The organism is Paraburkholderia sediminicola, from assembly GCF_046027825.1.
Taxonomy (GTDB): domain Bacteria; phylum Pseudomonadota; class Gammaproteobacteria; order Burkholderiales; family Burkholderiaceae; genus Paraburkholderia; species Paraburkholderia sediminicola_D.
The window spans coordinates 36,676-62,439 of the sequence record NZ_JAQQDU010000016.1; the positions used below are offsets into that span (position 1 = coordinate 36,676).

At 61.6% G+C, this 25,764-nt stretch carries 21 protein-coding genes; 16 read left to right on the forward strand and 5 right to left on the reverse strand.

The window, feature by feature from the left end; translation table 11 throughout:
* Positions 1–9: 9 nt before the first annotated feature.
* Positions 10–294 (forward strand): c-type cytochrome, encoded by a 285-nt coding sequence (locus PQQ96_RS11430; RefSeq protein ID WP_408291803.1) that lies wholly within the window; start codon positions 10–12, stop codon positions 292–294.
* Positions 291–1,484 carry a monovalent cation:proton antiporter-2 (CPA2) family protein gene (locus PQQ96_RS11435; RefSeq protein WP_408291664.1) on the forward strand — a complete coding sequence of 398 codons (1,194 nt, stop codon included), beginning with the start codon at positions 291–293 and terminating at the stop codon, positions 1,482–1,484. The genes PQQ96_RS11430 and PQQ96_RS11435 overlap by 4 nt, the downstream gene beginning before the upstream one ends.
* Before the next feature lie 35 nt (positions 1,485–1,519).
* On the opposite strand, the gene PQQ96_RS11440 is transcribed toward PQQ96_RS11435, so the two are convergent.
* Positions 1,520–2,566: an AraC family transcriptional regulator gene (locus tag PQQ96_RS11440; protein ID WP_408291666.1), complete on the reverse strand. Its 1,047-nt coding sequence runs from the start codon at positions 2,564–2,566 to the stop codon at positions 1,520–1,522.
* Between the two features lie 471 nt (positions 2,567–3,037).
* Between PQQ96_RS11440 and PQQ96_RS11445 the strand changes: the two genes are divergently transcribed.
* The 13 genes from PQQ96_RS11445 to PQQ96_RS11505 all read left to right on the forward strand — a co-directional run bounded on the left by PQQ96_RS11445 (position 3,038) and on the right by PQQ96_RS11505 (position 20,301).
* On the forward strand, positions 3,038–5,437 hold the full coding sequence (locus PQQ96_RS11445; protein WP_408291667.1) for an arylsulfatase: 2,400 nt from the start codon (positions 3,038–3,040) through the stop codon (positions 5,435–5,437).
* Positions 5,434–7,062, forward strand: a complete 1,629-nt coding sequence (locus tag PQQ96_RS11450; protein ID WP_408291669.1) for a GMC family oxidoreductase — start codon at positions 5,434–5,436, stop codon at positions 7,060–7,062. Before PQQ96_RS11445 ends, PQQ96_RS11450 begins: the two co-directional genes overlap by 4 nt.
* On the forward strand, positions 7,047–7,319 hold the full coding sequence (locus PQQ96_RS11455) for a hypothetical protein (RefSeq protein ID WP_408291671.1): 273 nt from the start codon (positions 7,047–7,049) through the stop codon (positions 7,317–7,319). Before PQQ96_RS11450 ends, PQQ96_RS11455 begins: the two co-directional genes overlap by 16 nt.
* Before the next feature lie 112 nt (positions 7,320–7,431).
* On the forward strand, positions 7,432–8,565 hold the full coding sequence (locus PQQ96_RS11460; protein WP_408291673.1) for a CaiB/BaiF CoA transferase family protein: 1,134 nt from the start codon (positions 7,432–7,434) through the stop codon (positions 8,563–8,565).
* A 194-nt stretch (positions 8,566–8,759) separates the two neighbouring features.
* Positions 8,760–9,545, forward strand: coding sequence for an enoyl-CoA hydratase/isomerase family protein (locus PQQ96_RS11465; RefSeq protein WP_408291675.1), 786 nt, complete (start codon positions 8,760–8,762; stop codon positions 9,543–9,545).
* A 25-nt stretch (positions 9,546–9,570) separates the two neighbouring features.
* The gene (locus PQQ96_RS11470) at positions 9,571–10,812 is read left to right on the forward strand and encodes a thiolase family protein (RefSeq protein ID WP_408291676.1); all 1,242 of its coding nucleotides are present in this window, start codon (positions 9,571–9,573) and stop codon (positions 10,810–10,812) included.
* A 21-nt stretch (positions 10,813–10,833) separates the two neighbouring features.
* Positions 10,834–11,991, forward strand: a complete 1,158-nt coding sequence (locus PQQ96_RS11475; RefSeq protein WP_408291677.1) for an acyl-CoA dehydrogenase family protein — start codon at positions 10,834–10,836, stop codon at positions 11,989–11,991.
* A gap of 70 nt (positions 11,992–12,061) precedes the next feature.
* Positions 12,062–12,838, forward strand: a complete 777-nt coding sequence (locus PQQ96_RS11480; RefSeq protein WP_408291679.1) for an SDR family NAD(P)-dependent oxidoreductase — start codon at positions 12,062–12,064, stop codon at positions 12,836–12,838.
* A gap of 52 nt (positions 12,839–12,890) precedes the next feature.
* The gene (locus PQQ96_RS11485; RefSeq protein ID WP_408291681.1) at positions 12,891–14,444 is read left to right on the forward strand and encodes a class I adenylate-forming enzyme family protein; all 1,554 of its coding nucleotides are present in this window, start codon (positions 12,891–12,893) and stop codon (positions 14,442–14,444) included.
* 121 nt (positions 14,445–14,565) lie between these two features.
* The gene (locus tag PQQ96_RS11490; protein WP_408291683.1) at positions 14,566–16,059 is read left to right on the forward strand and encodes a coniferyl aldehyde dehydrogenase; all 1,494 of its coding nucleotides are present in this window, start codon (positions 14,566–14,568) and stop codon (positions 16,057–16,059) included.
* Positions 16,056–17,357, forward strand: coding sequence for an MFS transporter (locus PQQ96_RS11495; protein ID WP_408291684.1), 1,302 nt, complete (start codon positions 16,056–16,058; stop codon positions 17,355–17,357). The genes PQQ96_RS11490 and PQQ96_RS11495 overlap by 4 nt, the downstream gene beginning before the upstream one ends.
* Positions 17,358–17,622: 265 nt before the next feature.
* Positions 17,623–18,891, forward strand: coding sequence for an anaerobic sulfatase maturase (locus PQQ96_RS11500; protein WP_408291686.1), 1,269 nt, complete (start codon positions 17,623–17,625; stop codon positions 18,889–18,891).
* 285 nt (positions 18,892–19,176) lie between these two features.
* On the forward strand, positions 19,177–20,301 hold the full coding sequence (locus PQQ96_RS11505) for a porin (protein WP_408291804.1): 1,125 nt from the start codon (positions 19,177–19,179) through the stop codon (positions 20,299–20,301).
* A gap of 305 nt (positions 20,302–20,606) precedes the next feature.
* On the opposite strand, the gene PQQ96_RS11510 is transcribed toward PQQ96_RS11505, so the two are convergent.
* The 3 genes from PQQ96_RS11510 to PQQ96_RS11520 form a co-directional block, all read right to left on the reverse strand.
* Positions 20,607–22,613 carry a bifunctional DedA family/phosphatase PAP2 family protein gene (locus tag PQQ96_RS11510; protein WP_408291687.1) on the reverse strand — a complete coding sequence of 669 codons (2,007 nt, stop codon included), beginning with the start codon at positions 22,611–22,613 and terminating at the stop codon, positions 20,607–20,609.
* 102 nt (positions 22,614–22,715) lie between these two features.
* Entirely contained in the window at positions 22,716–23,411 is a 696-nt protein-coding gene (locus PQQ96_RS11515; RefSeq protein ID WP_408291688.1) for a glycine zipper 2TM domain-containing protein, read from the reverse strand.
* Between the two features lie 610 nt (positions 23,412–24,021).
* A complete protein-coding gene (locus tag PQQ96_RS11520) occupies positions 24,022–24,663 on the reverse strand; it encodes a GntR family transcriptional regulator (RefSeq protein WP_408291690.1) in 642 nt (213 codons plus the stop codon).
* A gap of 109 nt (positions 24,664–24,772) precedes the next feature.
* Here PQQ96_RS11520 and PQQ96_RS11525 point away from each other — a divergent pair, with 109 nt between their 5' ends.
* A complete protein-coding gene (locus PQQ96_RS11525; protein ID WP_408291691.1) occupies positions 24,773–25,249 on the forward strand; it encodes an OsmC family protein in 477 nt (158 codons plus the stop codon).
* A gap of 243 nt (positions 25,250–25,492) precedes the next feature.
* On the opposite strand, the gene PQQ96_RS11530 is transcribed toward PQQ96_RS11525, so the two are convergent.
* Entirely contained in the window at positions 25,493–25,726 is a 234-nt protein-coding gene (locus tag PQQ96_RS11530) for a hypothetical protein (protein WP_074287882.1), read from the reverse strand.
* Positions 25,727–25,764: the final 38 nt, after the last annotated feature.

A 25,764-nucleotide genomic window follows, 5' to 3' on the forward strand; every position in this document is an offset into this window, starting at 1 on the left:
ATCGTGCTAATGGTTTCCGCGGATGCACTCGCTCAATCCGCAGTGGCGGGGTTGGTCGAAGAGCAACACTGCATGTTCTGTCATACCACCGAAGGGGCCGATCTGGCTCCGTCGTTCCCCAAGATCGCACAACGCTATCGCATGTCGCCGGGGGCGAGCGTCATGCTGGAAAAGAAGCTGCTGGCTGGCGGAAAACCTCACTGGGGCGATATCACCATGCCGGAGGCCGATCCGGTTCCTCCGCTTTCAGCCGACGATGCACACACGCTCATTCAGTGGGTATTGGGCCAATGACAAAGTTGCTGATCGATGTGGTCATTTTCCTCATCGCGGCGCTGATCGCTGTTCCGCTCGCGACGCGGCTCGGTTTCGGCGCGGTGCTCGGCTATCTGGTGGCTGGCATCATGATCGGGCCGTGGGTGTTGCGGCTCGTGACCGATGTCGATGCCATTCTGCACTTTGCCGAGTTAGGCATCGTGCTGATGATGTTCGTGATCGGCCTCGAAATGCGCGTGGAATTGCTCTGGGCCATGCGGCGCAGCATCTTCGGTTATGGCGCGATGCAGATGGCCCTCTGCGCCGCCGTGTTGACCGCAACGTTTCTGATCTTCGGTACGCCATGGCGCATCGCGCTGACAGGTGGACTCGCGCTGGCGTTGTCGTCCACGGCGATGGTGATCGGCGAACTTCAGCAACGCAAATTGATGGACACGCCGACCGGCCGCGCGGGCTTCGGCATTTTGCTGTTTCAGGACATGGCGGCCATTCCATTGATTGCGCTTCTGCCGCTACTCGGGCCGGCGGCGGGGGCAGCCGCCACAGAGCCGGGCTGGCTCGTGGCAATGAAGGCCATCGCCGTGCTCGCGGTCGTGCTGGTGGTGGGTCGCTATGTACTGAAGGCAGTGTTGCCTTTGGTCTCGCGTACCGGTGTGCCTGAGATCTTCACGGCGTTCGCGCTGCTCTGGGTGATCGGTATCGCGCTGCTGATGGAGAGCGTGCATTTATCGATGTCGCTGGGCGCGTTTGTCGCGGGTGTGATGCTCGCGGACTCCGAATTTCGCCACGATATCGAAGTCGATATCGCCCCGTTCAAGGGCCTGTTGCTCGGCTTGTTCTTCATCGCGGTAGGCATGTCGATCGATTTCGGCGTGCTGGCGCGCGAACCGGTGCGGGTTGCGGGGCTGGTGGTGGCACTGGTCGGTATCAAGACTATCGCGCAGTGGTTTCTGGCGAGCCGCTTCGACGTACCGTTGTCGCAACGCGGCTATTTTGCCATTCTGCTTTCGCAAGGCGGTGAGTTCGCATTCGTGGTTCTGGCGGCGTCACTGGCGGCGCAAGTCGTCGACCAACGCCTTTCTTCGCTTGTGACGCTGGTCGTCGCGCTCTCGATGGTCTCTACGCCATTGCTGCTGCTTTTGCAGCGCCGCTTCTCACGTTTCGGCGGTGATGGCGGGCTGGAAACGACCGCTGAGCGCAAGGTCTAGGCGCGCAAGGTTCGAGGCGCAATGGAAACAGAACCTCACGCACTCTGAATCTTTGCGTCCCTGCGATAGTCGCTCGGCGAAACGCCTTCCCACCGCTTGAACGCGCGAGTGAAGTTGCTTGAGTCGCTAAACCCCAGCAAGAACGTGATTTCGGTAATCGACAACGCCGATTGCTGGACATAGCTGGAGGCCAACTCCCTGCGCGTCGCATCGAGCAGCTCATTGAAATTCGTATCGTGCTGCGAGAGCTTGAACTGCAGAGTGGTCGGGCTGATGCACATGGCGTCGGCGACTTTGTCTCTTGAGCAGTCGCCGTTGGGCAGATACTCAATGATCTTCTGCCGCACTGTGCTCACCACATCGTGTTTGTCGAGACGGGCGATGTAGCTAGTGGCGAGGTTGTCGTGCAATTGCGCCAGCTCAGCGCACGCGCCGGCCAGCGGTTGTTGCAGATCCGGTTTGGAAAACACGAGTTCCGGTGCGGCCTGGTCAAACTCGACCGGTGAGCGAAACAGTTTCTCGTAGGGGGCGCTGCCTTCGCGCGGCATGGCGTGAGAAAACGCCACGCGAAGCGGATTGAAATCGGCGTGGTAAAGCTGGCGCATGGACAGCACGACAAAACCCATCAACGCATCTTCCGTTTCGGCGCACACGGGCACCAGAATTCTTGTGCGCAGCGAGACCTCGTTGCCGTTCTCTATGAGGTTGATTTCGGCGGCGTGAGAAGCGAGCCTGAAAAAACGTTCCAGCCGTTGGCAGAATGCCATCAGGTTCGAACTGGCGGCGAGCGCATAGCCGAGTGCGTGCAGATTCGAAACGTGGATGAACCTGGCAACCGTCAATCCGAAGTAGGGGTTGTGCGTCACGTCCACGCAGACTTTATAAAGCCTGGCCATCGTGGCGACCGGCAGCCGCGTCATGGGATCGTTCTTCAGCAGTGACGGGTCGATACCGGCCGCCTGAAAAATCCGCGCGCTATCGACCCCGTTGTGCTCGAGCGCGCGTGAAATGGCCAGCCCATAGCCACCGATCGTCGTGAGAACGGCGTCGCTATCGAAGCGGGAGGGGATGGTTCTCTGCATGATGGACCGCAGTCATTGCTGGGCCGGCATGCTGTCTATCACCGGCGGGCGGGGTGTGGGAGAAATACGCTCGGGCGAAAGTGCGTTTGCGTCGATGAGTGTGCGTCGACCAGCGCAATAGCGTAGTCGCGATTGCACTGCAAACTCCATCGGCGTAAATGCCAGGTCTGCGATCGTCACGCGCTTCCTGCTTTTCTGCACGAACTCGAGTCAATGATCGTAGCACCGTCGAGCGGTTTTCGGCGGCGCAACGCACTTTTCTGGCCACTGGCCTCGATCCGCTTTGCCTCCGTGTTTACCCGCCCCGTGAGTCAGGTGGCGCGTCACGCAACGCGCAAGACCGCTGGATTGTCTTCAAAGACCAGCGCCGCTCGGGATGCGGTTCATAAAATGCCCTCCGATCAGTCTATGACCCGCAGACCCGCGATCCGGCGGCTGGCGTCACGTTTCAGTCCATGACAGGAGACCCTCATGACCCGCGAATTCAACCCTGCGGCATCCGATTCCGCTCCGACGGAACCGTCTTCCGAAGAGGCGGGCTCAGTCGAGCAGCCCCATCTCACCGGTGTGGCCGTAGCAGGAACGCAGGATCTGCCGTTTCCCAAAACGCCGACAGCCAGTCTCGCCGCGCGTACGCTGGCTGAGTCCAAGCATCAGTGGCGCAGCAAGGCCACCCATTTGCGCGCCGACGCGCCGAACGTCCTGATCATCATGCTGGACGACGTCGGCTTTGCGCATGCCGATACCGTCGGCGGCGCGATTCATACGCCGACGCTTAGCCGCATTGCCGATTCCGGCGTGCGCTACAACGCCTTTCACACGACCGCTATCTGTTCGGCGACCCGTGCCTCGCTGCTGACGGGGCGTAACCACCATCGTGTCGAATCCGGTACGATCACCGAGCTGGCGAGCGATTTTGACGGCTACACCGGCGAGATTCCGAAGACCTCGGCGACCATACCGGAAGTGCTGCAGCACTATGGCTACAGCACCGCTGCATTCGGGAAGTGGCATAACACCCCTGCCCAGGACGTCTCCGCCGCCGGTCCCTTCGACCGCTGGCCGACCGGCTGTGGGTTCGATCATTTTTACGGGTTCATGGGGGCGGAGTCTTCGCAATACGAGCCGAATCTGTATCGCAACACCACGCCGATCGAGCGGCCCAACGATCCGAAATATCACCTGAGCGAAGATCTGGCGGCTCAGGCCACAAGCTGGTTGCGCCAGCAACATGCGCTCGCGCCGGATAAGCCGTTTCTGATGTATTGGGCGCCGGGCGCGGTGCATGGCCCGCATCAGGTTTTCGGGGAGTGGTCGGATAAGTACAGGGGACAGTTCGACGGCGGCTGGGACGTCTACCGCGCGCAGGCCTTCAAGCGTCAGAAGGCGCTCGGCTGGATTCCGGCAGACAGCATCCTGACGCCGCGTCCGGACACGATGCCTGCGTGGGATAGCCTCAGCGACGATGAAAAGCGATTTCAGGCGCGCCTGATGGAGGTGTACGCCGGATTCCTCGAGCATGCCGACACGCAGGCCGGCAAGGTCGTGGATGAACTGGAGCGGCTGGGCCTGCGTGACAACACGCTGATCTTTTACGTACTGTCGGATAACGGCGCGTCCTCGGAAGGCTGGAGCGGCACCATCAACGAGATGCTGACGCTTAACGGTGTACCGATGCCTTTCGCGCAACAGATGAAAATCCTCGAAGAAGAATACGGCGGTTTGCCCGCCCTGGGCGGTCCGAAGGTGGCGAACATGTACCACGCCGGCTGGGCCTGGGCCGGTGAAAGTCCATTCCAGGGCACCAAGCTGGTGGCGGGATACTTCGGTGGAACCCGTGTACCGATGGCAGTTTCCTGGCCCAAGGGTATACAGGCCGATGCCAACGTGCGTGGGCAGTTCCACCATGTCAACGATATCGCGCCGACCATCTACGACGTCATCGGCATTACGCCGCCTGAGTCGGTCAATGGCCTGAAGCAGGATCCGCTGGACGGCGTGAGTCTCGCGTATACGTTCGCCGACAATGAGGCGACCACGCAGAAAACGCATCAGTACTTCGAAGTGTTCGGCAGCCGCGGGATCTACTCGGAAGGCTGGATGGCGTCTGTTTTTGGGCCGCGTGTGCCATGGTTGCCAGGCGCCTACGCCGCCTATGCGAACTGGAATCCGGATGAGGATGTGTGGGCGTTGTACAAACTCGACGGCGACTATTCACAGTCGAACGATCTTGCGCGCGACTACCCGCAAAAGCTCGCTGAAATGAAGGAGAAGTTCGATAGCGAGGCGCGTGCCAATCACGTCTATCCGATCGGCGCGGGTCTGGGACCACTTCTCAATCCCGATGCGCGTGTCGGAACGACTCAGACCGAATGGCACTTCAATACGGAGATCACGCGCCTGCCCGAATTCTGTGCGCCTAATCTGCGCGCGCGCAACAGCCGCGTAACGGTAGATGTCGAGGTGGCCGCGGAGGGCAGCGGCGTGCTCTATTCGCTAGGCGCGGTAGCCGGCGGTCTGGTGCTCTATATGGACGACGGTTACCTCCACTACGAATACAACTTCCTGGGTGTGGTAAGAACGCGCTTACGTTCAGCGGACAGGATCGCGCCGGGTCCGCATCGGTTCGATCTCGAGACCGTGATGAGCGGACCTGCACCCGGCGCGCCCGCGACCCTGGTGATGGGCGTCGACGGTGTGGAAGTGGCGCGGGGCACCACGCCGTTCACCGTCCCGCTTGCGTTCAGCGCGAGCGAAACCTTTAACGTCGGCGTCGACCTCGGTTGCCCGGTTACGCTGGATTATCGCGATCGTGCGCCGTTCAGATTCGATGGCCGGATCAATGACGTCCATATCGTCTACCTGCCATGATCGATTACATCATCATCGGCGGTGGGTCGGCGGGCTGCGTGCTGGCAGCTCGCCTGAGCGAGGACCCACAGGTACAGGTCTGCCTGCTAGAAGCAGGCGCATCCGATAACAGCCCATTGATTCAATGCCCGGCGGGTCTCGCCGCGTTGATTCCCTATCCCATCTTCAACTGGGCGTTCAAGACGATTCCGAATCGCGGGTTGAACGGCCGGATCGGCTACCAGCCGCGCGGCAAGGCATTGGGCGGAAGCAGTTCGATCAACGGAATGATGTACATCCGCGGCGATCGGACCGACTACGACGAATGGGCAGAAGCGGGCAACGTCGGCTGGAGTTACGACGAGGTGTTGCCGTACTTCAGGAAGTCGGAGAACAACGCGTTCTGGGGCAGCAATGCGTATCACGGCGCAGGCGGCCCGCTCAATGTCGCGGACGTGCTGGAACCGAGCGTCTATGCAAGAGCGTTCGTCGAGGCGGGCGTGCAGGCGGGTCATTCGCCCAACCCTGACTTCAACGGCGATCATCAGTTGGGCGTTGGACTGACGCAGGTTACGCAAAAGAACGGCGAACGCTGCAGTACCGCCAAGGCTTTCCTGACACCGAATCTCGACCGGCCGAACTTGCAGGTCATCACCGGTGCGCAGGTCACGCGAATTGTGATGGAAGGCAAGCGGGCGATTGGCGTCGAGTTTCGGCAAGGTGGCGCAATCAAGGTTCTGAAGGCCACGCAGGAAGTCCTGTTGTCGGCCGGCGCCTTGCAGTCGCCCCACATCCTGATGCTGTCGGGCATCGGGCCTGCCGGGCATTTGCAGCAGCATGGCATTGACGTCGTTCACGATGCACCGGGCGTCGGCCAGAACCTGCAGGACCATATCGATATTGTTCACAGCTACGAAGCCGGCGCGTCGCGAGGGCTGTTCGGTCTGTCGCTGTCGGGCGTGTGGTCCGTGGCGAAGGGCATGCGCACCTGGGCGAAATATCGGTGCGGTGTGCTGACGTCTAACTTCGCGGAGGGCACGGGCTTCGTGAAGACGCTGCCAGAAGAAACGCGCCCGGATGTGCAACTCGTCTTCATCGTTGCAAAGCTGATCGACCATGGCCGGAAGATATTGATCGGCAATGGCTACTCGGTTCACTGTGGCCTGTTGCGTCCGAAATCCCGCGGCAGCGTTTCATTGGCGAGCGCCGATCCGCTGGCGGCGCCGCTGATCGATACGAACTTTCTTGCGGATCAGGACGACGTGAGCCGCCTGATACGCGCTTTAAAACTGGTGCGCGGCATCATGCGTCAGCCGGCCCTGGCGCGATTTGGCGGCAGGGAATCCAGAAACTCAAGGGGTGCACAGACCGATGCGCAGATCGAAGCGTTCATTCGCAATCACGCTGACTGCGCCTATCACCCTGTCGGAACCTGTCGCATGGGTAATGGCGCACTCGACGTGGTCGACGATCAATTGCGCGTCAAAGGGGTGCAGGGCTTGCGCGTCGTCGATGCGTCGATCATGCCGAACATCGTGTCCGGCAACACCAATGCGCCGACGATCATGATCGCGGAGAAAGCCGCTGACCTGATCAAGGCGGCGGCGTTGGCGGTGACCCAAGAGGGCACGTGCTGTACGTCCTGAAGGCGGCTTGCATCGCGATCTATGGCTGCGCGCTTGCAAGCCTTGTCATGCCCGGCTCCGCAAGCGGACTCGCGTTCGCCGTGGAGATCGTGGCGATGGCGTTCCTCGTCATCCACGCATGCGAAGTCGTCTTCGTGTTCGGGCGACTGCGGCTGTATCGGGGGCCGCTCGCGCTTAGCGTGGTGCTTACGCTGCTGTTCGGCGTACTGCACTGGATGCCCCTCATGAAAGCGCAATCGCGCCGCTCAAACAGCTAGAGGCGCTGCGGCATCGGGGCAGGAGGCGAAACGCAAAGCGCGTTCCGCCTCACTGCGCCGTTTAGCAAGCGCCGCGACGCCTCATCATCTTTATCTCCAAAGGAGCAGAACCATGGGTGTTCTCGACGGCATTCGCGTCGTGGAAATTGCCGGCATTGGCCCGGGGCCATTTTGCGGCATGTTGCTTGCGGATATGGGCGCCGAAGTCATCCTGATCGAGCGCGCGGACGCCAGCGATGGCGGCATGCTCGATCTCGGCAAGAGCGCGATCGTCAATCGCGGCAAGCAGTCCATTGCGCTGAACCTGAAGGACGCGCGCGCGATCGATGCCGTCCTGCGGCTCATCGAGGACTCGGATGCGCTGATCGAAGGGATGCGCCCGGGCGTGATGGAACGGCTCGGACTCGGGCCGGACACGTGTCTGGCACGCAATCCACGCCTCGTATATGGCCGCATGACCGGATGGGGGCAGACGGGGCCATTGGCGCAAGCCGCCGGGCACGACCTGAATTATATCGCGCTCTCCGGCGCGCTCTGGTTCGCGGGCGAACCCGGCAAACCACCTATGCCACCGCCCACGCTGGTGGGTGATCTGGGCGGCGGCGCGCTGTATCTTGCGATGGGCGTGCTGGCCGGCATCCTGGGCGCTCGCCGTACCGGTCATGGCCAGGTGGTGGATGCGGCGATCGTGGACGGCAGTGCCAATCTGATGAACCTGCTGCTGTCGGTGCACGCCGCGGGGCATCAACCGATCGAACGCGGCCGCGGCCTTCTGGACGGCCCACACTGGAGTGGCACCTACGCGTGTGCCGACGGCCACTTTGTCAGCGTGCAGGCGCTGGAGCCGCAATTCAATGCGCTGCTCTTCAGCAAACTCGGGCTCGGTGACGATCCGGATTTCCGGCAGCCCTATTACCCGCATCGATGGCCTGCCCTGCGTGAACGGTTGGCCGCGGTGTTCGCCACGCAACCCCGGCAGCATTGGGTCGATTTGCTTGAAGGCAGCGACGCCTGTTTCTCGCCGGTGCTAACGCCGGTCGAAGCCATGACGCATCCGCATATGGCCGCTCGTGGCGTCTATGCCGAGCGCGACGGGGTACTGCAGGCCGCCCCGGCGCCGCGTTTCTCTGCGACCCCATCCGGCGTCGCTAAAGCCGTACCGCAGCGTGGCGAGCACGGCATTGCGATTCTCCGAACCATTGGGCTTGGCGAAAGCGAGATCGCACATTTGCTCTCCGCGCATTGAAGCTACGCAACTGAGGCTACGTAACTGAGGCCAGATCACGCGCCGGGTCTTACGCGACCTATCGCCGGGACCTGCGACTTCATTCCAATGACCTGTTGCTGGACGCCGTTCTCCATACGATCAGCACACTCGCCAATTTCTTGAGGCCGGCGCATTCGTCGAGCGTCCTGATCACTAAAAAGTATGGAGATGTCATGAACGAAGACGTTTTGTTATACGACGTCGATGGGTCCGTCGCCCGTTTGACGCTGAACCGCCCGAAGGCGATGAATTCGCTGAACCTGGCGATGCTGGCGGAGTTGGATCGCCGTCTGACGCAGATCGAAGCCGACGACGAAATGTGCGTACTGGTACTCACCGGCGCTGGCGCGGCCTTCTGTGCCGGCGCAGATCTGAAGGAAGTGCTGGCGGGCCAAAGCCTCAGTCCCGGTGAAGCGGATTTTCTCGATCGTGCGAACCAGGTGTTTGGCCGGCTGCGCGATTTCCCGAAGCCCGTGATCGCCGCGTTGAATGGCGTCACGATGGCGGGCGGCCTGGAACTGGCGATGTGCGCGGATCTGGTGATCGCTGCCGAGAGCGCCACGCTAGCAGACGCGCATGCCAACTTCGGCGTGTATCCGGGCGCGGGTGGCGCGGCCGTCCTGCCGCGGCTCATTCCGCTCAACATGGCGATGTATCTGCTGCTGACTGGCAAGTCCTTGTCGGCCACCGAGATGAAGGCATGCGGTCTCGTCTGCGAAGTGCATCCGGATGCGGAACTGGCCGAGGCAGTGCAGAAGCTTGCCGCGCACATCGCGCGAAAGAGCCCCATTGCGTTGCGCCGCATGAAAGAGGTCGCGCGGCAGTCCGTCGACAAAACGCGCGACGACGCCTTGCTGCACGAGCAGGTGATGCTGCGCCAGCACATGCGCACCTTTGACTTCCACGAAGGCTTGCAGGCCTTCGCCGAAAAACGCGCGCCCCGGTTTCAGGGCCGTTGATTCACATCGTCACGAGAACGGAAACATGAGCGATATTTATGTGGTCGGCGTCGGCATGACTGCCTTTGGGCGTCTGCTTGAAAAGTCCGTGTACGACATGGTCGGAGAAGCGGTCGCGCTTGCGTTGAAAGACGCGGGTTGCGGCGCGGCCGACATTGGCTCCGCGTATTACGGGACCATGACGAACGGCCAGTTTCAAGGCCAAACCGCCATCCCCGGTCCGATTGCGATGCGCCGCCTCGGCATTGAAGGCGTGCCGGTATTTACAGTGGAAAACGCTTGTGCCACGGGTTCGTCGGCTTTTAATCTGGCGACGCTGGCGTTGCGCTCGGGTAGCTGCGATATCGCGCTGGCCGTCGGCGCGGAGAAGATGAATATTCCGGACAAGGCCAAGATGTTCGCGGCTTTCGACGGTGGTTGGGATGTGTCGACAGTGGAGCACAACAAGGCGACCTTGCTCGCCATGGGCGAGGGCGTGAAGCCGCCGCCAGGCTCCATGTCGGAGCGCCCGTACAGCGTCTTCATGGATGTGTACGCCGCCATCTGCCGCAACCACATGCTGCGTTACGGCACCACGCAGCGGCAGATTGCTGCGGTTGCCGCAAAGAACCACCAACACTCGGTGCACAACCCGCTGGCGCAGTTTCAACAGCCCTTCAGCATCGAAGAAGTATTGGCGTCGCCGCCGATCGCTTATCCGTTGACCACATTGATGTGTTCCCCCATCAGCGACGGCGCAGCTGCGGTCGTGTTGTGCAATGCAGCGGGGCTGAAGCGGCTCAACGGTGCGGCTAAACGCGCGGTGCGCGTGCTCGCCAGCGTCGTGCAGACCGGCACCACGCGCGGCCTGGATGAACCGCACAAGATCATTGCCCACCTCGCGGCCAAACAGGCCTACGAACAGGCCGGCGTGGCGCCCGCGGATGTCGATGTCGCCGAGGTTCACGACGCCTCCGCGATCGGCGAAATTCTCAATGCCGAGTCGTTGATGCTGGTGCTTTTCGGTGAAGGCGGACCAGCTGCGGAGCGTGGCGACTTTACGGTCGGCGGCCGCATGCCGATCAACCCTTCCGGCGGCCTCGAATCCAAGGGTCACCCTATCGGCGCAACCGGTCTCGGCCAGATCCACGAACTGGTAACCCAGTTGCGCGGCGAAGCGGACAAGCGGCAGGTGGACAACGCCCGCATTGCGATTCAGGAAAACGGCGGCGGTCTTTACGGTATCGAAGAGGCCGTGGTGGCCATCACGATTCTCGCCAAACAGTAAATCATTCAGGGAACTCGAAAGATGGGATACGTATTCAGAACGGAAGAGCAGCAAGGCGCAGTAGATGGATTGCGGCGCTATCTGGCAGACAAAGCCGATCCGATGTTCAACAAGGAGTATCGCGACAAGTTCGTGCCGAAGGAAGTGATGGGCGAGTTCATGCGTGAGCTTAGCCAGTTCGGCTTGATCTCGGGTGTCGTCGGTGAAGAACATGGCGGCCTCGGCCTCGATTGGCTCACGATGATCATGCTGTTCGAAGAAGTGGCGGCTACCTCGGTCGATCTGTCGGTGCCGGTGTTGATCAATAGTTTCTGCGCACAGATGCTGGCGAGGCTGGCCCCCGCGCATCTGCGTGAGCGCTATCTGCCGGGTCTGCTCAAGGGTGAGCTGTTCTGCAGCGCAGGTATCTCCGAACCGGACGTTGGCTCCAACGTGCTGGAGATCAAGACCCGCGCCCGGCGAGATGGGGATCACTACATCATCAATGGCGAAAAGACCTGGATCAGCAATGGCTCGTATTCGGACATTCTGATTTGCACCGCCCGGACCGGTGACGATCCGCGTCGCGGCCTGACGCACTTCCTGCTGGATCGCAAGGAGCATCCGTACGAAGTTCGCGACATTCACAAGATCGCCTGGAACAGCCAGTCGACCGCGCAGATCTTCCTCACCGATGTCCGCGTTCCGGCTAGCAACATGCTCGGCAACGAAGGCGAAGCGCTGAAGAACACGCTGGCGATGTTCGAACGCTCGCGTGTTTTCGTCGCCGCGCAAGGTCTGGGTATCGCCCGGCGTGCGTTGGAAGAAGCGACGCGCTATGCCACGGAGCGCAAACAACACGGCAAGGTAATCGCAGGGCACCAGTTGATCTCCGCGATGCTGGCCGAAATGGCCACGAATGTGGACGCCAGCCGTTTGTTGACCCAACGTGCCGCATCGATGATCGAGGCCGGTGTGCCGGCTGAGATGGAAGCCGCCATGGCCAAATATTTTGCCTGCGAAGCCGCGGTGACAATCGCCCGCCAGGCAGTGCAGATTCACGGCGGCAATGGGGTCACCAAAGAGTTCCTGGTGGAGAAGCTGGCGCGCGAAGCGATTGTCGCGCCGATTCCCGAGGGCACGACTCAAATCCAGCAACTGATCATCGGGCGAGCGCTGACTGGGGTCAACGCGTTCTGATGCGTGGCGGCGCCTAGGGCGCCGTCCGCACCAGGCCCTTTCAAATTCTCATTTTCTATTCGGATATCTCATGCGTATTCAGGACAAAGTCGTCGTTATCACGGGTGGTGCGTCGGGGCTTGGCTTGGCCACCGCGCTCTACCTCACGCAGGAAAAAGGCGCCCGTGTCGCCATTTCCGACTTGAATGTCGACGCCGGCGAGAAGGCGGTAGCCGACATCGGCGCCGATCGCGCGATGTTCGTTCATACGGACGTCAGCAGCGAAGAGTCGGTGCAAAAGTCCGTCGGTGAGGTGATGGCCCGCTTCGGCGCCATTCATGTCTGTATCAACGGTGCAGCAGTGCCGACGCCGTTCAAGGTGCTAGGCAAGGACGGTAAGGCCGCGCCGCTCGCCCGATTTGCGCAGACCACCGCGGTCAACCTCAACGGCGTGTTCAACGTCATGTCCAAATGCGCGGAACAGATGGCGAAGAACGAAGCGGAGGCCGGCGAAGAGCGCGGCGTGGTGATCAACGTTTCGTCCGGCGCCGCGTACGAAGGCCAGATTGGGCAGAGCGCCTATGCGGCGACGAAGGCTGGCGTGATCGGTCTGAACATGCCGGCCGCGCGTGAACTTGGCGCGGTTGGCGTTCGCGTCAATGCGATCGCTCCGGGCCTGTTTCTGACACCCATGGTGGCAGGGCTCGACGAGAAGGTGCTGGCGATACTCAAGGAGCAGACCGAAGCGCCGAAGCGTTTAGGCGACATGCGTGAGTTCGCTCATTGCTGCGCGTTCATCATTGAAAACGCGTACATCAACGGCGAAACCATTCGTCTCGATGCGGCGTCACGCCTGCGTGCGAAATAGGATCGGTTGATCCCTGAACGTTTGAGAGTTGGTGCTGGAGGAGATTAAAAGAATGAGATTGGCAGACTATTTCGATGCAGTAGCGCAGCTTCACCCGGACAACCTGGCGTTTGTCGATGGCGCCACGCGCATGACATACGGCGAGGCCCAGAAGTACGTTCACGCGGTAGCACATGGCCTGACTCGCGCGCGCGCGGCGGGCGCGGGTACGCATGCAGCTATTTATGCGCCCAACGACTATCGGGTCAGTCTTCTGCATCTGGGTGTCAACCTGGCTGACTCCGCCTGGTTGTCCGTTCACATTCGGAATTCGGTCGAGACCAATGCCGAGGTGCTTGAGTACTTCGATACCGACATTGTGTTCTTTCACAGCTATTTCGAGAGCAGTGTTCCGGTGCTGAAGAAGACGCTGTCGAAGGCGAATCTCTACGTGTGCATCGACCGTGCGTCAGAGCATGGGATGTCGATGGACGAGTGGCTGAAGGATTGCTGGAAGCCATTTCACAATCAGCCGGAAGACCCTGCCAATCGCGCTTTCCTGCAACCCACCGGTGGCACTACGGGGCCGTCCAAAGGCGCAGTGCATACGCATCGAGGCCTCGAATTCATGGGGCTGGGACTCGCTTCCGCCTTCGGCATTACGTCCAGTTCGCGTCACTTGTGCGTGGCGCCGCTGACGCATGCAGCAGGGCTCCTGGCCCTTGGCTTCACGATCAAGGGCGGTGTCAACATTCTGATGCCGGGTTTCGATCCAGAAGCCTTGTTGAGCTTGATCGAAGCGGAAAAGATCACGCACCTGTACCTGCCGCCCACCGCCGTCTACGGTCTGCTGGCGCATCCGAAAACGAAGGAGACGGATTTCTCGTCGCTGCAGGCGTTCATCGTCGGCGCGGCGCCGATCGCTCCAGACAAGTTCAAGGAAGCCGTGCGCGTGTTCGGCCCCATCATGTATGAAAGCTTCGGGCAAACAGAGACGCTGGTGCCGATTCTGGTCAAAGGTCCCGCCGACTATCTGAAGCAGGACGGCAGCTTCGACGAGGACGTGGTCAAGGCCGCGGGTAAGGCAGTCGACGTCGCATGTCTTGCCATCATGGATGCCGAGGGCAACCTGTTGCCTGCCGGCGAACGCGGCGAAATCGTCGTGCGCTCGTCGATGGTCATGCAGGGCTACTACAAGAAGCCGGATGACACGGCCGCCGTTTCCACCTTCGGCTGGCATCACACCACCGATGTCGGCGTGCGGGACGCACGGGGCTACATCACCATCGTGGACCGCATGAAGGACATGATCGTCACCGGTGGTTTCAATGTCTTTCCCGTCGAAATCGAGAAGGTCATTCAGGGCCATCCCGCCGTTCTCGATTGCATTGTGATCGGCGTACCCGATGACAAGTGGGGCGAGGCGGTGAAAGCAGTCGTGCAGTGCAAGCCCGGGCTGAGCGTTTCCGAAGAGGAGCTCATGGCGCTCTGCAAGGAACATTTGGGCAGCACCAAGACCCCGAAGAGCGTCGAGTTCTGGGTCGACCTGCCGCGCAGCGCCGTGGGCAAGTTGCTCAAGAAAGACGTGCGGGAAAAGTACTGGGACGCGCAGTGGCGATCGGTCTGAGTGTCTTTGTAACGATGCGCCGGCCGCATCGCGGCTGAAGCGCAAGGTGCGCTGGGATCAGGTACGCGAAAGGTGCGCGATCGAGAACGCGTCGAGAATGCGGGTGAACGGGAATGGCGAGATGAATGACTCGATTGAAGATCTGCGGGACGTATTGGCCCGGCAACGTGAGGCATGCCTCGCCAACCCCTATCCTGAACTCAGAGAACGCAGGCGCGCATTGAAAGAGGTACGAGAGGCCCTGAGCCGCTACCAGGATCGACTCGCCACGGCGATGAGCGACGATTTCGGTCGTCGCTCGGAGTTCGAATGCAAGACGCTGGACGTGATGTTTCCTGCGTTGCAGATCGACCACGCGCTTGCCAACCTGCGGCGCTGGATGAAGCCGCAACGGCGGCGCACGGACCTGCTGTTTCGTACCAACAGCGCGAAAGTGGTCTACCAGCCAAAAGGCGTCGTCGGCGTGATCGCGGCATGGAATTTCCCGATCGTCGAAGCAGTGGGGCCGATGATCACGGCGCTCGCAGCAGGCAATCGGGTGATGATCAAGATGTCGGAATTCTCGCCACGCAGCACGGCGGTCCTGCGCGAGATGCTGGCCGAGCTATTTCCGGAAGATCAGGTGGCGGTGTTCGGCGGCGGCGTGGAAGTGGCTCAGGCCTTTGCGAGCTTGCCGTTCGATCACATCGTGTTTACCGGCTCGCCTGCTGTCGGCAAGGAGATCATGCGCGCGGCCTCCGCGAACCTGACACCCGTCACGCTGGAGCTGGGCGGCAAATCGCCGGCTATCGTTGCCCCGTCTGCGAGCATCGCAGCCGCGGCGCGCTCCATCGCGCACGGCAAGGCATTCAACGCCGGTCAAGCCTGCGTCGCGCCGGACTACGCCCTGGTGCCGCGCGATCGGATCGACGCGTTCGTGGCCGCCGTGGTAAGCGCATTTCAGCACATGGTGCCCAACCCGGTCGACGATCCGGAGTACACGTGCATCGCCTCCGACCGTCACGCGAAACGTGTGCATGAACTGCTCGACGATGCGCGCGCCAAAGGCGCCACGGTGACCTCGTGCGGCACCGGAAACGGCTGGCGAGTCGTGCCCATGCAGATCGTGACGGATGTGACGCCGGATATGCGCATCATGCAGGAAGAGCTCTTCAATCCGATCCTGCCCGTGGTGCCTTGCGATTCGCTGGACGAAGGCATCCGGTACATCACGGCGCGGCCTCGTCCCCTGGCGCTGTACTACTACGGTACGGACGCGAGCGAAATCAAACGATTGGAACGGGACGTTCATGCCGGCGGTATGACCGTCAACGATTGGGCATGGCATGTGTTCCAGAGCGATTTGCCGTTCGGCGGCACCGGTAATTCGGGAATCGGAAGCTGGCGCGGACCGGAGGGATTCAAGGCGCTGTCGCACGGCAAGTCGGTGTTAAGGATGAGGCGCTGGTTCCCGATCGGTCTGTTTCGTCCGCCATACGGCACGCGCGTTCAACGGCTGGTATCGAAGCTATTCCTCGGGCATCCTGACCCGGCTTTGAACATTCCGTGTTCCTATGGGAATGAATCCTGTCGGTATGGTTCGACGGCGCAAGACACGAGCACGGAGTCAACATGAGAACGCTACATCTGATTCAGGCCCGTGGGGCGTCCGGCGCCGGCGCGGGCCAAGGCTCGAAGGCCTATGCGTGGACCGTGTTCGCATTGAGTTTCGGGTTGATCCTCTCGGACTACCTGTCGCGCCAGGCGGTCGGTGCCGTATTTCCGTTTCTCAAACCGGTGTGGGGTGTGTCGGATTCGCAATTGGGCGCGCTGGTCAGTATCGTGTCCCTGGTGGTCGGCGTGATGACCATTCCGTTATCGTTCGTCGCGGATCGTTGGGGCCGCGTCAAAAGCATTACGTTGATGGCATTCGTCTGGTGTTTCGCCACGATTGCGTGCGGACTGGCGACCAGCTACACGCAAATGCTTGTCGCCCGTGCAATGGTAGGGTTTGGCGAGGCCGCTTACGCGGCGGCCGGTGCGGCGCTGCTGGCTCACACGTTCCCGGAGGGCAAGCGCTCCGCGGTGCTGGGGGCGTTTCAATCGGGCGGCATTTTTGGCTCCGTCATGGGGGTGGTGATCGGCGGCGCGGTCGCGAGCCAGTTCGGCTGGCGCTATGCCTTTTTCGCCGTCGGCGCACCGGGTTTGCTGCTCGCCATCCTTTACCCCATCTTTGTTCGCGACTACAAGGTTCGTGCCTTGCAACAGGGCACTTCCGACCATAGCACCAATGGGCGGCTGCGGTTTACCGAAGTATTCAGGCACGTGTTCGCCGCGCGTTCCGGCAATTTCACGTTCGCCGCGTTCGGTTTGCAGATGGGGATCCCGGCCATCCTGATCGCATGGGTGCCGACGTACTTTAATCGCCTTTACGGCTATGACCCGAAGAAGGCGAGTCTGATCGCGGCGGTGGTTGTGCTAGTGCTGGGGTTGGGCATGCTCTTTGGCGGCGGCGTGGCCGATCGGCTGAGCAGGGGGCGGCCGCGCTATCGAGCGCTCGTGCCCGCCGCCTACGCGCTGCTTTCCGCGTTGATGCTGTTTGCGGCGTTCGCGATGCCGCCTGGCGTAGCGGGGCTTGTGCTGCTGCTCGGCGGCGCGCTCTTCGCCGCGGCGCATGGCGGGGCCGCGGTGGCGATGCTGATTGACGTCACTCATCCCGCCGTTCACGCCACCGTGACGGCAACCGCGGTGTTGGGCGCCAATCTGCTTGGCACGGCGCCGGGGCCTTATCTGGTGGGACTCCTATCCGACGTGACGAATCTGCGGACAGCGCTCACTGTTGCGCCGCTGATGTCGCTGGCTGCGGCGGTGCTATTTCTGCTTGCAGCGCGGTACTACGAAGCGGATATCGCTGCGAGGAAGGCGGCCGGTTAGGATCGGCAACTGCTTCTGTCTGCGCCGCGTGCCGTACGCCATACGCCGCACGATTCTGGCGACACTCTGAAAGACCACCGTTTTGGCCGCAATGACAGGCGCGGGAATCGCTCGTCCCATACGATGAACCATCGACGCAATACCGCCTGAACCGGCCGCATTGCGGGGTGATTTAGCCAAATCTCAAGCGGGTTGCTTGTTCGTCCAAGGTGATAGCCATGATTTCTATTTTGCATTCCCGAGTGGCCTACGGCCGCTGTCAAGTATGAATACCGAAGCCACGGTATCGCTGACCGGCATTCATCTGATGGCGAAGCCCATCGGCGCACTTTGCAATCTGGATTGCGGCTACTGCTTTTACCTCGAGAAACAGAACGCTTTCCCGCCACGCGAGCGCTTTCGCATGTCCGATGAGGTTCTCGGGGCCTATGTCCAGCGATATATTGCGACTCAGTCGGCGCCGGAGGTCGAGTTCACGTGGCAGGGCGGTGAGCCCACCTTGCTGGGGCTGGAATTCTTCGAGCGCGCCGTCGCATTGCAGCGCAAGTTCGCTCAGGGCAAGCTGATTCGCAACACCTTGCAAACCAACGGCACCTTGCTCGACGACGAGTGGGGGGCGTTTCTTCGACGCGAGCGTTTCCTCGTGGGCGTCAGTCTGGACGGTCCGCGTGCCCTCAACGACGTGGCACGCCCGGACAAGCGCGGTCATTCGAGCTACGACGATACCGTACGCGGTTTGGCCGTCTTGTCGCGTCATGGCGTGGATTTCAACGTGCTGGTTACGGTATCGAGCGCCAATGTGCATCAGCCGCTGGAGATCTATCGTCATCTCAAGGAATTGGGAGCGGGTTTTATCCAGTTCAATCCGGTCGTCGAGCGCGTGGCTCAGCCGCAGGAAAAGGTCATCGGACTGCATTTTGCCGTTCCGCCATCGCTCAGCCGGTCTGCCGCAGCAAAAGCGAAACCGGTGGCGCGACCAGAAACAGCCGTGACGCCGCACACGGTCAACGCGCTTGCGTACGGCACATTCCTGTCCACGGTATTCGATGAATGGGTTCGTCATGACGTCGGCACGATTCACGTGATGAACTTCGAATGGGCGCTCGCATCGTGGTGCCAATTGCCCGCGGGCGCCTGCATTTTCAGCCCGCGTTGCGGCAACGCCGCCATCGTAGAGCACGACGGCAGTGTCTACGCTTGCGACCACTTCATGTACCCGGAATATCGCCTCGGCAATGTCATGTCAGACGATCTGGGCAGCATGATGTCCTCGCAGGCGCAGACCGATTTCGGCATGGCGAAGGAAAGCACGCTCCCGAGCGACTGTCTGCGTTGCGAATTCCGTTTCGCGTGCCACGGCGAGTGCCCTAAAAACCGCTTTATCGAAACCGCGGATGGCGAGCCCGGCCTCAACTATCTGTGCGCCGGCTATAAGGCCTACTTCCGCAACATCACGCCCGCGATGAACATCATGGCGCGCTTGCTGGAGCAGGGAAAGCCGGCAGACGAAGTCATGGACCTCATTCGATGGTAGGGCCAAACCCATGACCTCTCGCATGATGATTGCGGCGGGACGTCCGGTCTGAATGACCCTCCGATACAACTGACGCGATCGACTCCAGGCGCGTATGGGACAGCGGTGCGTTGACGATCTGTCGTGCGGCGCTGCCCGTTGAAGGCTGATGAGCGGCTCACACAAGCCGTTCGACGGCTGACTGCTGACCACGAGTCTCGCAGATTGCTGGTTTTAGAAACTGATAGAGCACAGACATTTCTGGTTGCCACACGGACGCCGGAGCAGGTAATCCAAGGAGACACAATGAAAAAAGGTTTTGCAGCAGCGATCGCATTGGCAACAGTTGGTAGTACTGTGCATGCACAATCGTCAGTGACGTTGTATGGGGCAGTGGATACGGGGCTGCTTTATCAGACCACTTCGGCGGCCTCGTACAGCACCGCCGCGCCGAATACCGGCCACGTTTTCAAAATGAAGGACGGCGGAATTTATACCAGCATGCTCGGGTTTAAAGGAACGGAAGACCTGGGCGGCGGGTGGAAAACCAACTTCAAATTGCAAGGCGCGTTTGACAGTACCAGTGGCAAATTTGGGTTGAGCGGTACTGCCGGCGCGGCGGCGCAATTCAATCAGGAGGCGTCGGTTGGCCTCGCCGGCCCGTACGGGTCGCTCACCATGGGCCGGCAGATTATTCCGCTGACCTACGCGATGGCTTACACGGATGTGCGCCAGGGCGGCTACTTCGGCAGTATCTTTACCGCGCTGGTCAGCATGAATTCCGCTGCGGGCTGGCCCGGGACCAGCACGAACGCCCAACTCGGGGCGGTGTTCGACGACGACGCCATCGTCTATGTCTCGCCGACGTTCGGCGGCGTGACCGCCAGCCTCGAATACGCGCCGGGTGGCGTAGCGGGGCAGGCGCAGGGCGGCACACGGGAATCCGCGGTTTTGCAGTACGACAATTACGGACTGAAACTCGCGGCGGCCTACTACAACGGGCACGATACCAACCCCACTCCGACAACCGTGCCGAACGGGCTGGACAACAACCGGTTCTACTACCTCGGCGCGCTGTATTCGATCAAGGGTTTTACGGTCAGCACGTCGTTCAGTAACGGCCGCAACCCGGCGCATCCGAAGACCACCGACTTCGACATGATTTCCGGCGGCTTAGGCTATCGGTTCACGCCGGCTTTCGAGGTGACAAGCGGCGTGTATTACATCAAGGACGAAAATAATTCTGCGAACAAATCGACCGAATTTGTGCTCGGCGCGAACTACAGTCTTTCCAAGGCCACTACGCTATATGCCCAGGTGGGCTATGTGGACAACCAGGGCAAGATGAATCAGTCGATTGAATACGGACAGCCTGTTGCGCCGGGTTTCAATACGACGGCGGCGATGGTCGGCATCAGAAAGCGGTTCTGACGGCGACTGCCTGGGGATGCCGGGGGGGCCGCACCGAGGCGTCCCTCCTGGTTTTCGTCATGATTCGATTGCGTGCGCCGATGGCACATGGCGGCACTCGGCTCGCAGCTAATCCGGCGGGCCCGCGGGTCGCTATTACCCTTTCGGCTTCTCACCGGACCGCGTTGCGCAGGTTATCCACAGAAAATGTTCATATCCTTGTGGACAAGTCCTGGCCAAACCCGCCAAGTGGTTGAGCGCAGAGCGATTTCCTGATTAATACGGCCAACAGGCGCACCCAGGCAGACAGCACGACAACTTGCCGATCATTGCGCCGGAGAGGCCAGTAGCGACACCGGCACGCCATGACAACTCACACTGGCCACGAGCGCCGCGTCAAGGGCGGTACTCGTTTTTGTGTGAGCATCGAACGACGACGCTTCCTTATCGATCCGCAGAATGTTGATCGGCCACGATGCCCGGGAGAGCCGTTCGTGCGCGAAAGCCCCGACCCACAGCGGGGCGGCCGACGCGCCGTTCTCCACGGCATAGCCGCTCGGCCAGAAGCGCAGGACGTCGCGTTCGTCGCGGGTTTCGCCGGGGCGCATGAAGACGAGCGACGAAGGCACGCCGTTGTTCAGCTTCGGCAACACCGGCAGCGACACCGCCGCGACGTTCGGCGACGCAAGCGAGAGCAGGCTGTGCGCGGACAGGTCCGTGCCCTCGATCCACCCCTGGGCGCGCAGTTGCCCCCTGATCGACTCGCGGCTCGACACCCATTGCAACGTGAGCGGTTCCTTGTGATCGCCGCCCATATCCGAGCGGTAGCATGGCAGTTTCTTCCACAGCGACACCGTCCACTGCGCCTGCGTGACCAGCACGGGCGGCGGGCGCATTGCGTTGTCCGGTGGCGGCGCCGGTGGATTGACGCTCAGTTGCACGCCCACGCTTACGAGCATTACCAGCAGAATCACGACCGGCATGAAGCCGCGTGCGGGCGGCACTTCCGGATGCCGCAACATCGCCGTCAGCGCGACGATCGCCACCCAGATGTACGCGAGCGCGGCGCCACCGATCGCGTCCGAGACCCAGTACCGGCCGAAGTAAAGTCCCGCCAGCGCGACCACGATCACGACGACCGTACTCGCGGTCGCCACGAGCAAACCCCCCAGGGTGCCGACCCGTCGCGCGAGCAGAAACGCGAGGAAGCCGTAGACGATCACCGTCGCGGCGACGTGATCGCTCGGAAACACGTAGGCATCGGCCATGAGTTCATTGGGCGGCGCGCGGTGCATCGCGAACTGCAGGGCGAAGATCAGCAACTGGGAAAACACGACCGCGGCGAGCCAGTAGCCGATGGTGCGCCAACGCCGTTCCAGCAGCATCCACACGACCACCGTCATGACCAGCGCGGTCAGCGTGAAGACGCTGCCGAGCGTCGCCAGTCCTGCGAGGACCGTGTCGCTCCAGGGGGTGCGCACCGATTGCAGGAAGTGATAGACGGACAGGTCAACGCTGACCAGCGGATCGCCGCTGATCACGTCGCCGAGAACCCCGAAGAAGAGCGCGCCCGACACCAGCACAATCAGCGACGTCACCACGATGCTGGTGGCATCCGGCTGTTCGGGGTCCAGCAGCCGCCGCGCGAGGCGGCCGAACGGCCCTGGGTGGCGGCAAGCCCAGTTCCCCAGGTAGCGGCCCGCTGCGCTCGACCACGCACTGGCGTGCGAGAGCAGGAAACGCATCGCGCGAAAGCTGAGCCAGACGATGCCCGCCAGCAACGCGATGATGACAACGAGGCGAAACGACACCGCGCCCGCCAGCAGCACCGAGGCGCCGAATACCACACCTGGCAGGATATGCGCGGGCGCCCATAGCAGCGCCGACAGGACGTTCATCCCGTAGAAGCGCAACGGCGTCATGCCCAGCATGCCCGCCACCACCGGCACGATGGCCCGCAGTGGTCCGATGAAACGGGCGAACACGACGCTCTTCGCGCCTTGTTTCTGAAAGAAGCGGTGGCCGGCGTCGAGTACCTGCGGATGGGTGCTGAATGGCCAGAGCTGGACGATTTTGTCCTTGTAGCGCTTGCCGCTCCAGAAGCTTATGCCGTCCCCGGCGATGGCGCCTGCCACCGCCCACAGGAGCGCCCAGCCGAGGCTCAGTGAGCCCGTGCCGACCAGCGCACCGGCGAGAAACATGGCCGTGCTGCCTGGAATGAACGTGCCGATGACGGCGATGGATTCCAGGAACGCAGCAAGGAAGACGACCGTGAGCGTCCATGCCGAATGGCCGGCAAGGAGGTGCAAAAGGTGGATGTAGGCGTGCTCCATCGTGCTCGATCAGCCGTTCTGGCGTAACGGTTGATCATAACGCGCACGGCGGCGCCCCACATGCTTGCAAACCGGCATCCGGTGAAGGGCCGGCGCAGAACCTCACGAAGCCGTCAGCGAATCGCCTGATACGTGGACCCGCTCGCCAATCTGGACGTCGGGCTGGGTCGGGTAGCTGAAGTTCCGATAGCTGCCGTCCTGCATGCGCACCTGAACCTGATAGGTGGTCTGCTTGCGCACGGCGTGTTCGATCCCATTGCCGGCAAGCCCGCCGCCGACAACGCCCGCGATAGTGGTGAGAATTTTGCCGCGTCCGCCGCCAATCTGATTGCCGACGAGGCCACCGGCGACGGCGCCACCTAGCGCGCCGAGCCCGGTGGTCGGCTCAGACGCCTGCACCGTGTTGATCGCGACGACTTCGCCCGCATAAGGATCGGCGACCGGCCGTGCCGGCGCGGATTCATACGGTGCCTGGTAGACCTGATTGTTTGTGTACCTCGGCGCGTCCGCGGCGGGCGCACTGTGCGTGTGATGGACGCGCGGCCGTGCCGGTGCGGTTTGCTGGACCGTTTGCTGAACCGGGGCCGATTGGGGCGCGGCGACTGGCGCGCTCGCGATCTGCGCCGCGATTGGGGTGGCCGGCTGCGCGGGCTCCGTAATGGCGTGCGAGGTCGGCAGAAGCCCTGTCATCGCCGCGATGCCGGTGGCGCTCGCCAGGATGACGGCCACGGCCGCGCCGGCGACCAGAGGATGAATACGGCTGCGTTGCGGATTGCTGGAAGTGAGGTTCGTGTTCATTGCGGGCTCCGCGGGTAGATGCCTGCAATAACGCCGCAGCAGCGCGGGCCGTGTACGTCAGACGTATGCTGCTTTGTAAGCATTTGTACAACTTGCTGAAGGAGAGCGGCCCGCTCAGATTTCCAACGCTGAACAAACGTGGCCGGCGGCCAGTCTTACTCTGTGACCGGCTTCCTTCCCGAGCGTTGTTTGCTCGATGTCGAGACGATGTGCTGGGAGCATCGGGAGATGCAATTTGACGGCATGACGGAGTGGGCTATGGACATCCTGACAAAGGCTCTGTTGACTGCGGTGCTGGTGACAGGCCTGACGAGCGTGGCTTATGCGCAGTCGGCAAACCTGGGCGCCAATAGTATGGGCGGATTGCAGGCTGGTGGGGCAAATAAATGGAGCGGGCGCGGGGCAGGGAATGAGTGTGGGCACGGGAGCAGCAGGTTCAAGCCCATCGCCGGGCGTGGGTGCGGTGGGCCGCGCCACTGCGAGCGGTGGAACCGGCAGCATTGGATCGGGCCCGGTGCTCAATAACATGCGCGCGAACGGCACCAGCGTGAATATGAACCCGGACCCGCGCGCACCGAACGTCGCGGGAAAAGCGTTCGGACAGCAGTAGTCAGTCGCCCCGAACGAGTTGCAGAACGATGCGCTTCGCCGACGCGAGATGTTCCACCGTCATCGATCGCGCGAGGCGTGCGTTTCCGGCCTTGCAAGCTTCGAGAATCTTGAGGTGCTCGTCCTGGAAGGCCGGTGTGTCGGCGAGCAACGTGCTTTGCAATCGTTCGTAGCGCTCGACCTGAGCGCGCAGCTCGCGGATCGCCTTCAATTGCCGGCCGTTCGCACATGGGCGGTGTAGCAGCTCATGAAACTCGCGATTCAGCTCGCCCTGTTTTTGCGCGGTATCGGCGTCTCCCAGCAGCCGATGAACGAGTTCGGCGCGCGATAACGTCTCACTGTCCATGCGTTTGACCGCGTGGAAGATGGCGTCCCCTTCGAGCAACATGCGCAGGCTGTAAATCTCGTCCAGGTCGGACTCCGTGAGGGTGCGCACGACGGCGCCGCGATTACGCATGAGCTCGACCAGTCCTTCACCCTCCAGCTTCTGGATGGCCTCTCTCATCGGCACCCGGCTCACGCCGAATCGATCGGCGAGTTCGCGCTCGACCAGCCGCGCGCCGTCTTCCAGTTCGCCCGCTGCGATCAGCTCGCGTAGTGAGACGGCGATGGCGTCGGCCGTCGAATCCAGTTTATGGTCCATGTGCTTCTATCGGTTGTCGTTTGGAATAATGGTATACCAAATCCACTGCGTGCATATAGAATGCATGCGTTGCGAATTCTATTCCGGGTCAACAGCAAAGGAGATTGGCATGGCGTACGGCGAGCACAAATACGCGGTATCGGTGCAATGGACAGGAAACCGCGGCAGCGGCACCTCGGGGTACCGTGAATACGGTCGGGATCACATCATCACTGCGGGAAGCAAGCCGGATATCCCCGGGTCATCGGACCCGGCGTTTCTCGGCGATGCGAACCGGTGGAATCCGGAAGATCTGCTGGTCGCCTCGGCGAGCGCCTGCCACAAGCTCTGGTATCTGCATCTTTGTTCGGACGTGGGCATCGTTGTTCTGAGCTATCGCGACAACGCCGAAGGCACGATGCTCGATACCCCGGAGCAGGGCCGCTTTTCGCAGATCGTTCTACGTCCGCATGTTGTCATTCGGGCTGGCGGCGATCTCGATCTGGCCGAGCGTTTGCATCACGTGGCGCATGAGAAGTGCTATGTCGCGAACTCGGTCAACTTTCCGATTCTGTGCGAACCGGCGATCGAGACGGAAGGGGCGTGACAGATGCGTGGCCGTCACCGGCATTCGCTAGAGGGATAGCCACGTAACTGATCTGGTGAAGTAGTGTGGAGCGTGCAGAGCGGAGTTGGTCGTTTGGCCGCTGTTCACCGATCAATACGCAACTAACGGTCAAGTCCGGCTGGCCCCTCCAAATAACGCGGCGACCGCCTCAATGGAAACTGAAGACGGCCGCCGCTCGCGTACTACGCAGCGGCTATGCAGTGAAGAGACCGGCTATGCCACTCAACGATTGCCGTCAAGCAGATCGCCGAGTAATTCGTCGAATGCGGCCTGGGCGTCTTCGAGTTCCTGCAACGCAGCGTCGAAAGTCTGCAGCGCGAACTGCGAAGGCTGGCCGCTGCCGGCCGGCGGGAATTGCGATTGCAGCGACGCGAAGGCCGCCTGTACCCGCTTGGTCGCGGTCAGTACGCGCTCCATCGCGGCTGTTTCTTCGGCTCTTGCCTTTTCGTGATCCATGAAAACTCCGTGCTCGTCTGGTCGGCTCGCGCCGTTTC

What these genes read in the sequence shown, in the direction of transcription:
- PQQ96_RS11430 (WP_408291803.1), top strand. Translation starts at nt 10, where the DNA reads ATGGTTTCCGCGGATGCACTCGCTCAATCCGCAGTGGCGGGGTTGGTC.
- PQQ96_RS11435 (WP_408291664.1), top strand. Translation starts at nt 291, where the DNA reads ATGACAAAGTTGCTGATCGATGTGGTCATTTTCCTCATCGCGGCGCTG.
- PQQ96_RS11440 (WP_408291666.1), bottom strand. Translation starts at nt 2,566, where the DNA reads ATGCAGAGAACCATCCCCTCCCGCTTCGATAGCGACGCCGTTCTCACG.
- PQQ96_RS11445 (WP_408291667.1), top strand. Translation starts at nt 3,038, where the DNA reads ATGACCCGCGAATTCAACCCTGCGGCATCCGATTCCGCTCCGACGGAA.
- PQQ96_RS11450 (WP_408291669.1), top strand. Translation starts at nt 5,434, where the DNA reads ATGATCGATTACATCATCATCGGCGGTGGGTCGGCGGGCTGCGTGCTG.
- PQQ96_RS11460 (WP_408291673.1), top strand. Translation starts at nt 7,432, where the DNA reads ATGGGTGTTCTCGACGGCATTCGCGTCGTGGAAATTGCCGGCATTGGC.
- PQQ96_RS11465 (WP_408291675.1), top strand. Translation starts at nt 8,760, where the DNA reads ATGAACGAAGACGTTTTGTTATACGACGTCGATGGGTCCGTCGCCCGT.
- PQQ96_RS11470 (WP_408291676.1), top strand. Translation starts at nt 9,571, where the DNA reads ATGAGCGATATTTATGTGGTCGGCGTCGGCATGACTGCCTTTGGGCGT.
- PQQ96_RS11475 (WP_408291677.1), top strand. Translation starts at nt 10,834, where the DNA reads ATGGGATACGTATTCAGAACGGAAGAGCAGCAAGGCGCAGTAGATGGA.
- PQQ96_RS11480 (WP_408291679.1), top strand. Translation starts at nt 12,062, where the DNA reads ATGCGTATTCAGGACAAAGTCGTCGTTATCACGGGTGGTGCGTCGGGG.
- PQQ96_RS11485 (WP_408291681.1), top strand. Translation starts at nt 12,891, where the DNA reads ATGAGATTGGCAGACTATTTCGATGCAGTAGCGCAGCTTCACCCGGAC.
- PQQ96_RS11490 (WP_408291683.1), top strand. Translation starts at nt 14,566, where the DNA reads ATGAATGACTCGATTGAAGATCTGCGGGACGTATTGGCCCGGCAACGT.
- PQQ96_RS11495 (WP_408291684.1), top strand. Translation starts at nt 16,056, where the DNA reads ATGAGAACGCTACATCTGATTCAGGCCCGTGGGGCGTCCGGCGCCGGC.
- PQQ96_RS11500 (WP_408291686.1), top strand. Translation starts at nt 17,623, where the DNA reads ATGAATACCGAAGCCACGGTATCGCTGACCGGCATTCATCTGATGGCG.
- PQQ96_RS11505 (WP_408291804.1), top strand. Translation starts at nt 19,177, where the DNA reads ATGAAAAAAGGTTTTGCAGCAGCGATCGCATTGGCAACAGTTGGTAGT.
- PQQ96_RS11510 (WP_408291687.1), bottom strand. Translation starts at nt 22,613, where the DNA reads ATGGAGCACGCCTACATCCACCTTTTGCACCTCCTTGCCGGCCATTCG.
- PQQ96_RS11515 (WP_408291688.1), bottom strand. Translation starts at nt 23,411, where the DNA reads ATGAACACGAACCTCACTTCCAGCAATCCGCAACGCAGCCGTATTCAT.
- PQQ96_RS11520 (WP_408291690.1), bottom strand. Translation starts at nt 24,663, where the DNA reads ATGGACCATAAACTGGATTCGACGGCCGACGCCATCGCCGTCTCACTA.
- PQQ96_RS11525 (WP_408291691.1), top strand. Translation starts at nt 24,773, where the DNA reads ATGGCGTACGGCGAGCACAAATACGCGGTATCGGTGCAATGGACAGGA.
- PQQ96_RS11530 (WP_074287882.1), bottom strand. Translation starts at nt 25,726, where the DNA reads ATGGATCACGAAAAGGCAAGAGCCGAAGAAACAGCCGCGATGGAGCGC.